Genomic DNA, 9,561 nt, shown 5'->3' with positions numbered 1-9,561 from the left:
TCAAGCACACCGCGCTGATGACGATCGAGGGCGAACTCGACGACATCTCGGGCAGCGGCCAGACGCACGTCGCGCACGAGCTGTGCACCGGCATCCCGCAAGACGATCGCCGCAGCCTGACCGCCGAGAAGTGCGGCCACTACGGGATCTTCTCGGGCCGCCGCTGGCGCACGATCATCTACCCGCAACTGCGCGACTTCATCCGCGAGCATGCGCCGGAACCGAAGCACGGCGCGACGAAGCTGCCCGCCGACGCCCAGGATGCGACCACGATCGGCGCCGTGCCGGCCGCCAAGCCGCAGCCGGAAACGACAGCGCGCGTCACTGCCGCGAAACGCGCGCGCGCGAAAACGCCGGCCGTGACGGTCGCGCCCGCCAAAACGCCCGCTGCGAAAGCCGCGCCCGCTGCGAAACGCGCGGCAGGCGGCTCGCGCGCAAAAACCGTGCGGGCCCGCAAGGCCGCCTGACGCGCCGCGTTCCGACGCAAAAACGCCGCCGTTCTTGCGTACGGCGGCGTTTTTTTATGCGGCGGCCGCGAGCGGGCGGCTCATCGGCTCGTCCGTTCGTCGCGTCAGCGCCGCAGCAGATACGCGAGCAGCACCTCGGTGCTCATCCGGACCATCTCCGCGCGCTCGTCGGTGTCGGTGAAGTCGCGGCCGAGCGTCGCCGCGAGCGTGAAGCGGTTCGAGACGATGTAATAGCCGAGCCCCGACAGCGTCACGTAGAAGCGCAGCGGATCGACGTCGCCGCGGAACAGCCCGGCCTTCTGGCCGCGCATCAGCACGTTGCCGAGCTTCGCGACGATCGGCGACATCATCTCGCGGATCCGCGTCGACTTGTGCAGATAGCGCGCTTCGTGCAGGTTCTCGTTGTTGATGAGCCTGAGCAGCTCCGGATGGTCGCGGTAGTAGTCCCAAACGAAATGCGCGAGCCGCGTGACGGCCTCGACCGGCGCGACGCCGTCGAGATCCAGCACGCGCTCGGCCTCCGTCAGCGCGGAGAACGCGTGTTCGAGCACCGCCGTGAAGAGCTGTTCCTTGCTGCCGAAGTAGTAATAGAGCATGCGCTCGTTCGTTTCGGCCCGGCGCGCGATCTGATCGACGCGCGCGCCGAACAGCCCTCCATTCGCGAACTCTTCGGCTGCCGCCATCAGGATGCGGCGGCGCGTACCTTCAGGATCTCTTTTGATTTTTGGCTGATTCATGGTGGCGTTTTGCTACGTGAGCCGCTTGATCCGGACCGGCACCCCCACCGCCTCGGCGCCGGCCGCCCTGGAACGGGCGCGCCGCGGGCGGCCGCCCTCCTGCTGAGCCCCTGCAAAAAAGCGGTTCGATTATGCGCATAGACGGCGTCCAGCGCAATGCGGGAAATCGGCGATAATCGAGCTTTGGCAAACCTTTCCGGCCGCGCCCGACGCGGCCGAGAGCCATTCGGCGCCGTTGCGCCCGTTGTCACCGTGACCGACTCCAAAACACTCGCGGATCGCATCGAAGATCTGCTTCCCCAGACGCAATGCACGAAGTGCGGCTATAACGGCTGCCGTCCGTACGCCGAGGCGATCGCCGCCGGCGACGCGAACTACAACCAGTGCCCACCCGGCGGCGCCGAAGGCATCGCGCGTCTCGCGAACCTGCTCGGCAAGCCGGTGATTCCGCTGAACCCCGTCAACGGCAGCGAACATCCGCGCGCGATCGCGTTCATCGACGAAAACCTGTGCATCGGCTGCACGCTGTGCATGCAGGCGTGTCCGGTCGATGCGATCGTCGGCGCACCGAAGCAGATGCACACGATCGTCGCGTCGCTGTGCACGGGCTGCGACCTGTGCGTGCCGCCGTGCCCGGTCGACTGCATCGCGATGCTGCCGGTGACCGGCGATCGCACCGGCTGGGATGCGTGGTCGCAGGAACAGGCCGACGCCGCGCGCGAACGCCACGACCTGCGGCTCGCGCGCCAGCGCCGCGAGCGCGAGGCTGCCGAAGCGCGCGCCGCCGCCCGCCGCGCGGCCAGTGCGGCAAAGCCGGCCGCAGGCCCCGCCGCGGCGCAGCCGGATGCGCCGGCCGCCGACGACGCCGAAGCGAAGAAACGCGCGATCATCGCCGCCGCGCTCGAACGCGCACGCAAGAAGAAGGAAGAACTGTCCGGACAAGGCGCCGGGCCGAAGAACACCGAAGGCGTGAGCGCGGCCGTCCAGGCGCAGATCGACGCGGCCGAGGCCCGCCGCAAGCGACTCGCCGAGCAGCAGGCGCAGCGCGACGCCGAAGCGGCATCGGGCGGCCACGACCACGACAACGACACAGATGGCGACGATCCGGACGGCCCGTCCGCGCCGCCCGACCAGAACGCTCCATGAACGCCAGCAAACGACGCGCGATCTACGAAACGCTGCAGAGCCTCAATCCGCATCCGACCACCGAACTCGAATACTCGACGCCGTTCGAACTGCTGATCGCCGTGATGCTGTCCGCGCAGGCGACCGACGTGTCGGTCAACAAGGCGATGCGGAAAATGTTTCCGGTCGCGAATACCCCGCGACAAATCGTCGCGCTTGGCGAGGAAGGCGTCACCGAGTACATCAAGACGATCGGCCTCTATCGCACCAAGGCGAAGAACGTGGTCGCGACGTGCCGGATCCTGCTCGAGCGCTACGGCGGCGAGGTGCCGGCCGATCGCGAAGCGCTCGAAGGCCTGCCGGGCGTCGGCCGCAAGACCGCGAACGTCGTGCTGAACACCGCGTTCGGCCAGCCGACGATCGCGGTCGACACGCATATCTTCCGCGTCGCGAATCGCACCGGGCTCGCGCCGGGCAAGGACGTGCGGGCCGTCGAGGCCGCGCTCGAAAAGTTCACGCCGAAGGAATTCCTGCAGGACGCGCATCACTGGCTGATCCTGCACGGGCGCTACGTGTGCAAGGCGCGGCGGCCCGAATGCTGGCACTGCGCGATCGAACCGCTGTGCGAGTTCCGGCCGAAGACGCCGCCGCCCGACGAATAAGCGTCGCGCCGCATGGGCGAGCGCCGCACGCGCCGTCGCGACGCCCGCTCCTCCCCTTCCCGGCTACGCGTTGGACGTCGCCGTCGCGTCGACGCCGGCCGCATACGCGTAACGGCCGACGATCGCCATCGCACCGAACGCGGCGGCAGACAATGCGACGTTGAGCGCGCCCTGCAGGGCGGCGGACGGAGGACGGAGGACGGAGGACGGAGGACGGAGGGCGAAAGGCGAACGGCGAACGGCGAACGGCGAACGACGTCGGTCATGATGAAACGGGCTAACCAGGCGCCGTGACGGAACCGTCGGCGTGTAGCGGCGCGGCGGCGGCGAGCCTGGCCCGCGCTTGCCCGTTGCGCAGCGGGCGGCCGCAACGCCCCGCGTCGCCTGCGTCCAGCCGCCCCGCGGCGGCCGCCAGCGCCGTCCGCCGCTCCGGCGTACAATGCGCGACGCGGCATGACGCCGCCCGAATCACGACGTTTCCCCACCATGTTCAATCCAAGCCGCGACGACGTGCGTCGCTTTTTCACCGAGACCTGGCGCAAGCAGCGCGCGGGCGAAATCCTGACGCCGCTGGAAGCGATCGCAGCCGACTGGATCGTCGAGCATCCCGAATACCACGACGAGCTGGCCGACGCCGACGGCGCGGCCGCGCGCGACTACACACCCGAGGAAGGCCGCACGAACCCGTTCCTGCACCTGTCGATGCACCTCGCGATCAGCGAGCAGTTGTCGATCGACCAGCCGCCCGGCATCCGCGCCGCGCACGACAAGCTGGCCGCGAAGCTCGACTCGACCCACGACGCGCAGCACGCGATCATGGAATGCCTCGGCGAGACGATCTGGGAAGCGCAGCGCACGAACACGCCGCCCGATACCGACGCGTACCTGCAGCGCATCCTGCGCCGCGCGTCGCGCGACTGAGCGCGCGGCCCGGCACGTCGACCTGCGCCGGGCCGCGGACAAAAAAATACCCCGCCGAGGCGGGGCATTCTTGCTGCACGAGCCCGTGAGGCCCGTCGCGCTTACTTCTTGAACACGAGGTCGGTTTCCTTCAGCGACTCGATGTAGGACGCGATGTCCTTCATGTCGCTGACCGACAGGTTCTGCACCTGCGCCTGCATGATCGCGTTGTTGCGGCCGAGCAGCGGGTTCGTCAGCCCCATCTGGTACTGGCGCATCGCCCACACGAGGTAGTCGGCGTGCTGGCCGGCGAGGCGCGGGTACTCCGCGTTGATCGGCTTGTTCAGTTGCGCGCCGTGGCAGGCCGCGCAGTTGTGCGATTCGACCAGTTCCTTGCCCTTCGAGATGTCCGCGGCGTGCGCGGTACCGATCGCGAGGCCGGCCGCCAGTGCCACCGCCGCCGTCTTGAATGCGTTGTTCATGAATGCTCCTGTCCCGCCGGGGAGATCGGCGGCGCGCGCTTTACTTGTAGGGGTTGTCCTTCGTGTCGGCCTTCTGGGCGGCGTAGTACGCCGACAGATCCGCGATGTCCTGGTCGGTCAGCGAACCGGCGATCGCATTCATCGACGGGAAGTGACGATCCTTCTTGCGGTAGGCCTTCAGCGCGTTCTCGAGGTATTGCTGGTTCTGGCCGCCGAGGACAGGCACCCGGTAGACCTCCGGATACGCCGCGCGGTAGTCCTGGATGCCGTGGCAACCGATGCACATGGCGGCCTTGCTCGCCCCGTCCTTCGGGTTGCCGACCACACCGGCCGCCTGCGCGCTGCCCGCGAGCGCCACGAGCGCTGCGACAACGACGTGTTTGCCGACGAATTTGTTCATAGCTCTTGTAACCTAGCTTGAGGGGAAACTGGCGCCTAAGCGGCAACGGCCCGCGCCGTTTTGCTTATCGGATCGCCACGCAGGCCAAAAAAAACGGCCAGATTGTACCGCGTCGGCGGGGAACGCGTCCATAAGGCGCCCCGGTCCGCCCCGCCACAGCCCCGCTACGATACGCGGGCGCGGCTCAACCGCACAGCCCTTCTGACTTATACTGGGTTTTTTCCCGAGAAAGAAGAGCGCCGCCATGCGTTTCGAAGGGTCCTCGCACTACGTCGCCACCGACGATCTGAAGCTCGCGGTCAATGCCGCGCTGACGCTGCAACGCCCGCTGCTGATCAAGGGCGAGCCCGGCACCGGCAAGACCATGCTCGCCGAGGAAGTGGCCGCCGCGCTCGACATGCCGCTGCTGCAGTGGCACATCAAGTCGACCACCAAGGCGCAGCAGGGCCTGTACGAATACGACGCGGTGTCGCGGCTGCGCGACTCGCAGCTCGGCGACGAGCGCGTGAAGGACATCGCGAACTACATCGTCAAGGGCGTGCTGTGGCAGGCGTTCGACGCCGAGCGCCCGAGCGTGCTGCTGATCGACGAGATCGACAAGGCCGACATCGAATTCCCGAACGACCTGCTGCGCGAGCTCGACCGGATGGAGTTCCACGTGTACGAGACGCGCGAGACGGTCCGCGCGAAGCACCGCCCGCTCGTCATCATCACGTCGAACAACGAGAAGGAGCTGCCCGACGCGTTCCTGCGCCGCTGCTTCTTCCACTACATCCAGTTTCCGGACCCGGCGACGATGCAGAAGATCGTCGCGGTGCACTTCCCCGACATCCGCGAGGAGCTGCTGCGCGCGGCGCTCGAGAGTTTCTTCGAATTGCGCGGCGTGTCGGGCCTGAAGAAGAAGCCGTCGACGTCCGAACTGCTCGACTGGCTGAAGCTGCTGCTCGCCGAGAACATCCCGGCCGACGCGCTGCGCGGCGCGGACGCGAAACAGATCGTGCCGCCGCTCGCGGGTGCGCTGCTGAAGAACGAGCAGGATTTGAGCCTGCTCGAACGGCTCGTCTACATGAACCGGCACAACCGGTAATCCTCCCTCACCCGCGAAGGCCCGGCCATGCTGCTCAATTTCTTCTACGCGCTGCGCGCAGCCAAGCTGCCCGTCTCGGTGAAGGAATACCTGACGCTGCTCGAATCGCTGAAGGCCGGGCTGATCTCGCCGTCGATCGACGCGTTCTACTTCCTCGCGCGGATGACGCTCGTCAAGGACGAGCAGTACTTCGACAAGTTCGACCAGGCGTTCGGCGCGTATTTCCACGGCGTGTCCGCACTGCCGTCCGAGGCGTTCGACATCCCGCTCGACTGGCTCGAGAAGCGCCTCGAGCGCGAGCTGTCGCCGGAGGAAAAGGCCCAGATCGAAGCGCTGGGCGGGCTCGACAAGCTGATGGAGCGCTTGAAGGCGCTGCTCGACGAGCAGAAGGAGCGCCACGAAGGCGGCAACAAATGGATCGGCACCGGCGGCACGTCGCCGTTCGGGCACGGCGGCTACAACCCTGAAGGCGTGCGCATCGGCGGCCCGTCGAACGGCAACCGCACCGCGGTGAAAGTGTGGGAAGCGCGCGCCTATCGCGACTACGACGATTCGGTCGAGATCGGCACGCGCAACATCAAGGTCGCGCTGCGGCGGCTGCGCCGCTTTGCGCGCGAAGGCGCGGCCGAGGAACTCGACCTGCCCGGCACGATCCGCAGCACGGCCGCGAACGCGGGCTGGCTCGACCTGCGGATGGTGCCCGAGCGCCACAACAACGTGAAGGTGCTGATGCTGCTCGACGTCGGCGGCTCGATGGACGACCACATCAAGCGCACCGAAGAGCTGTTCTCGGCCGCGAAGGCCGAATTCAAGCACCTCGAATTCTTCTACTTCCACAACTGCGTGTACGACCACCTGTGGAAGAACAACCGCCGCCGCCACTCGGAACGCACCGCGACGTGGGACGTGCTGCACAAGTTCACGCCCGACTACAAGCTGATCTTCGTCGGCGACGCGACGATGAGCCCGTACGAAGTGCTGCAGCCCGGCGGCTCGGTCGAATACAACAACCCGGAAGCCGGCGCCGTGTGGCTGCGCCGCCTCGCCGACCAATTTCCGCATCACGCATGGCTGAACCCCGAGCCGGAGCGGCTATGGGAGTACCGGCAGTCGATCGCGATCATTCGCGACGTGCTCGGCCAGCGCATGTATCCGCTCACGCTCGCGGGCCTCGAAACCGCGATGCGCGCACTCAGCAAGTAACGACACCCACCCGCAGATACACAGGCCGCGTCCGAGCGGCCGCCCCGGAGAAAGCATGAACCCTTCGTCCACCGCGAGCGCCGGCCGCGCCGGCGGCCGCCGCTTTTTCGCCGATACGTCCGTGTCCGCGCTCGTCGCCGGCTTCGTCGCGATGATGACCGGCTACACGAGCTCGCTCGTACTGATGTTCCAGGCCGGCCGCGCCGCCCACCTCACCGATGCGCAGATCTCGTCGTGGATCTGGGCGCTGTCGATCGGCATGGCGGTGACGACGATCGGCCTGTCGCTGCGCTTTCGCGCGCCCGTCGTCGTCGCATGGTCGACGCCCGGCGCCGCGCTGCTGATCGCGTCGCTGCCCGGCGTGCCGTACCCCGAGGCGATCGGCGCGTTCGTCGTATGCGCGCTGCTGCTGACGGCCGTCGGCGTGAGCGGGCTGTTCGACACGCTGATGAAGCGCATCCCGGCCGGCATCGCGGCCGCGCTGCTCGCGGGCATCCTGTTCGAGATCGGCATCGAGATCTTCCGCGCCGCGCAGTTCCAGACCGCGCTCGTGCTCGCGATGTTCTTCACCTACCTGATCGTCAAGCGGCTCGCGCCGCGCTATGCGATCGTCACGACGCTGATCGTCGGCACCGCGGTGGCCGGCGGCCTCGGGCTGCTCGATTTCAGCCGCTTCCACATCGCGCTCGCGCAGCCCGTGTTCACGATGCCCGCGTTCTCGATCGCGTCGATCGTCAGCATCGGCATTCCGCTGTTCGTCGTCGCGATGGCGTCGCAGAACGTGCCGGGCATCGCGGTGTTGCGCGCGGACGGCTATCCGACGCCGTCGTCGCCGCTGATCGCGACGACCGGCCTCGCGTCGCTGCTGCTCGCGCCGTTCGGCTCGCACGGCGTGAATCTCGCGGCGATCACGGCCGCGATCTGTACCGGCCCCGAAGCGCACGAGGATCATGCGAAGCGCTACACGGCCGCCGTGTGGTGCGGCACGTTCTACCTGGTCGCCGGCATCTTGGGCGCGACGATCGCCGCGCTGTTCGCGGCGCTGCCGAAGGCGCTCGTCGTGTCGGTCGCGGCGCTCGCGCTGTTCGGCTCGATCATGAGCGGGCTCGCGAACGCGATGCAGGACGTGAAGCAGCGCGAAGCGGCGCTCGTCACGTTCATGGTGACCGCGTCGGGCCTCACGCTGCTGTCGATCGGCTCGGCGTTCTGGGGGCTCGTCGCGGGCGTCGTCACGCAGGTGATCCTGAACGCGCGGCGCCCCGCGTGACGCGGCTCGCCGCCCGCCGCGGCGCGCGCCCGGCACGCCAAAACGTGCCCGACACGAATCGGGCCTAAAATGATGGATCGGAAGCGGCGCCCGGCGCCGCTTCGCTTCGCCGCCGCGCTCGCGCGGCCCGTGAGAACCCGGCGCCCCGCGCTCTTCTTCCGAATCGCCATGACTACCGCACTCGACCAGCTGAAGCAGTACACGACCGTCGTCGCCGACACGGGCGACTTCCAGCAGCTTGCGCAATACAAGCCGCAGGACGCGACCACGAACCCGTCGCTGATCCTGAAGGCCGTCCAGAAGGATGCGTACAAGCCGATCCTCGAGAAAACCGTCCGCGATCATCGCAACGAAAGCACCGATTTCATCATCGACCGCCTGCTGATCGCATTCGGCACCGAAATCCTGAAGCTGATCCCCGGCCGCGTGTCGACCGAGGTCGACGCGCGCCTGTCGTTCGACACGCAGCGCTCGATCGACAAGGGCCGCGAGCTCGTCAAGCTGTACGAAGCCGCCGGCGTCGGCCGCGAGCGCATCCTGATCAAGCTCGCGTCGACGTGGGAAGGCATCCGCGCGGCCGAGGTGCTGCAGAAGGAAGGGATCAAGTGCAACATGACCCTGCTTTTCTCGCTCGTGCAGGCCGCCGCGTGCGCGGAAGCCGGCGCGCAACTGATCTCGCCGTTCGTCGGCCGCATCTACGACTGGTACAAGAAGCAGGCCGGCGCGGAATGGAACGAAGCGCGCGACGGCGGCGCGAACGATCCGGGCGTGCAATCGGTGCGCCGCATCTACACGTACTACAAGACGTTCGGCTACAAGACCGAAGTGATGGGCGCGAGCTTCCGCACGACGAGCCAGATCATCGAGCTCGCCGGCTGCGACCTGCTGACGATCAGTCCCGACTTGCTGCAGAAGCTGCACGAGAGCAACGAGACGGTCGCACGCAAGCTGTCCCCGGAAACGCTGCAGGACAAGCCGGCCGAGCGCGTCGCGATCGACGAGGCATCGTTCCGCTTCCAGCTGAACGACGAAGCGATGGCGACCGAAAAGCTCGCCGAAGGCATCCGCGTGTTCGCCGCCGACGCGGTGAAGCTCGAGAAGCTGATCGACGCGCTGCGCTGAGCCGCGCTGCGCGTCAGCGGCTGTCAGCAAGACTGACAACAGCCGTCAGTACGTGCGCTGCAACGGCCGCGAACGCGATGTTCGCGGCCGTTTTTATTTTTCATTCCAT

At 67.5% G+C, this 9,561-nt stretch carries 10 protein-coding genes and 1 pseudogene; 8 read left to right on the top strand and 3 right to left on the bottom strand.

Features of this window, described 5'->3' with window-relative positions; genetic code table 11:
- Positions 1-467, top strand: a pseudogene (locus WS89_RS31465) (polyhydroxyalkanoate depolymerase); the annotation flags it as partial.
- Positions 468-571: 104 nt separating this feature from the next.
- Here WS89_RS31465 and WS89_RS31460 read toward each other — a convergent pair.
- Positions 572-1,204 carry a TetR family transcriptional regulator gene (locus tag WS89_RS31460; RefSeq protein WP_034208032.1) on the bottom strand — a complete coding sequence of 211 codons (633 nt, stop codon included), beginning with the start codon at positions 1,202-1,204 and terminating at the stop codon, positions 572-574.
- Between the two features lie 252 nt (positions 1,205-1,456).
- Between WS89_RS31460 and rsxB the strand changes: the two genes are divergently transcribed.
- From rsxB to WS89_RS31445, 3 genes are all read left to right on the top strand, one after another.
- On the top strand, positions 1,457-2,350 hold the full coding sequence (gene rsxB / locus WS89_RS31455) for an electron transport complex subunit RsxB (RefSeq protein ID WP_373558404.1): 894 nt from the start codon (positions 1,457-1,459) through the stop codon (positions 2,348-2,350).
- A complete protein-coding gene (gene nth / locus WS89_RS31450; protein ID WP_059795968.1) occupies positions 2,347-2,991 on the top strand; it encodes an endonuclease III in 645 nt (214 codons plus the stop codon). Before rsxB ends, nth begins: the two co-directional genes overlap by 4 nt.
- 453 nt (positions 2,992-3,444) lie before the next feature.
- On the top strand, positions 3,445-3,912 hold the full coding sequence (locus tag WS89_RS31445; RefSeq protein WP_373557157.1) for a DUF1841 family protein: 468 nt from the start codon (positions 3,445-3,447) through the stop codon (positions 3,910-3,912).
- 101 nt (positions 3,913-4,013) lie between these two features.
- Here the strand turns inward: WS89_RS31445 and WS89_RS31440 are convergent, their stop codons facing one another.
- Positions 4,014-4,373: a c-type cytochrome gene (locus tag WS89_RS31440; protein ID WP_006490657.1), complete on the bottom strand. Its 360-nt coding sequence runs from the start codon at positions 4,371-4,373 to the stop codon at positions 4,014-4,016.
- A gap of 40 nt (positions 4,374-4,413) precedes the next feature.
- Positions 4,414-4,773 carry a c-type cytochrome gene (locus WS89_RS31435; RefSeq protein ID WP_006478192.1) on the bottom strand — a complete coding sequence of 120 codons (360 nt, stop codon included), beginning with the start codon at positions 4,771-4,773 and terminating at the stop codon, positions 4,414-4,416.
- A 244-nt stretch (positions 4,774-5,017) separates the two neighbouring features.
- On the opposite strand from WS89_RS31435, the gene WS89_RS31430 reads away from it, so the two are divergent.
- The 4 genes from WS89_RS31430 (at position 5,018) to tal (ending at position 9,452) form a co-directional block, all read left to right on the top strand.
- On the top strand, positions 5,018-5,860 hold the full coding sequence (locus WS89_RS31430) for an AAA family ATPase (protein ID WP_034208036.1): 843 nt from the start codon (positions 5,018-5,020) through the stop codon (positions 5,858-5,860).
- 27 nt (positions 5,861-5,887) lie between these two features.
- On the top strand, positions 5,888-7,063 hold the full coding sequence (locus WS89_RS31425; protein ID WP_059781264.1) for a vWA domain-containing protein: 1,176 nt from the start codon (positions 5,888-5,890) through the stop codon (positions 7,061-7,063).
- A gap of 55 nt (positions 7,064-7,118) precedes the next feature.
- Positions 7,119-8,330 (top strand): benzoate/H(+) symporter BenE family transporter, encoded by a 1,212-nt coding sequence (locus WS89_RS31420; protein WP_059795966.1) that lies wholly within the window; start codon positions 7,119-7,121, stop codon positions 8,328-8,330.
- A gap of 168 nt (positions 8,331-8,498) precedes the next feature.
- Entirely contained in the window at positions 8,499-9,452 is a 954-nt protein-coding gene (tal, locus tag WS89_RS31415; protein ID WP_059499273.1) for a transaldolase, read from the top strand.
- Positions 9,453-9,561 lie beyond the last annotated feature (109 nt).

Origin of the sequence: Burkholderia sp. MSMB1072 (assembly GCF_001524725.1) — a bacterium.
Classification (GTDB): Bacteria; Pseudomonadota; Gammaproteobacteria; order Burkholderiales; family Burkholderiaceae; genus Burkholderia.
Note: the sequence above shows the minus strand (reverse complement) of the source record. Positions and strands in the feature narration are given on the sequence as shown.